Origin of the sequence: Paenibacillus popilliae ATCC 14706, from assembly GCF_000315235.1 — a bacterium.
Taxonomy (GTDB): Bacteria; Bacillota; Bacilli; order Paenibacillales; family Paenibacillaceae; genus Paenibacillus_B; species Paenibacillus_B popilliae.
In genome coordinates this window covers 1-488 of record NZ_BALG01000340.1, presented here as the reverse complement: position 1 = coordinate 488, position 488 = coordinate 1, and the positions used below count along the sequence as shown (strand labels likewise).

The 488-nt window shown below is 35.7% G+C and carries 1 protein-coding gene; it reads right to left on the bottom strand.

All coding sequences use genetic code 11. The features are described 5' to 3' along the window. Positions 1–78 precede the first annotated feature (78 nt). Positions 79–330 (bottom strand): hypothetical protein, encoded by a 252-nt coding sequence (locus tag PPOP_RS21110; protein ID WP_006287858.1) that lies wholly within the window; start codon positions 328–330, stop codon positions 79–81. Positions 331–488: the final 158 nt, after the last annotated feature.

Here is a 488-nt window from a genome sequence, read left to right as displayed (position 1 = left end):
GCTGCATATAAAATCATCTCCTTCTTCTTTTTTTATCATGTAACATAAAAACTTCGACCCAATTTAAGATAACCCATTTTACAGAAATTTTGTATTGTTACCGGTTTGAGTCCCAAACCTTTGTAACCGGTAACCTTCCCTATATCGTTGACGAGCTTTTTCAATGAGTGGATCATTTTCAAATTGTATATATCCAACTAAGTATAATGCTTTTAAGTAGCTTTCAAATCTTACGTTTCCTAGAACTGCATCTTCCTCTTTAAATCCCCTAAAGATACTTGTTTCAAGAGATAATAATTTTGTGCCTATTTGTGTTGTGCCACCTGACATATAGACTTGATCATCGGAATTAAGGATAAGATTACAGCCATGACTATAAGGTCTGTTAATATTTTTGACGGATTGTCAAGCCAAGTGCGACAGTTCTTCTGAGAAGGATTCGTGAGCAGTCTTCCAGCCCAAACATTTTCGTGGTCGTTGATTGATCA

What these genes read in the sequence shown, in the direction of transcription:
- PPOP_RS21110 (WP_006287858.1), bottom strand. Translation starts at nt 330, where the DNA reads ATGTCAGGTGGCACAACACAAATAGGCACAAAATTATTATCTCTTGAA.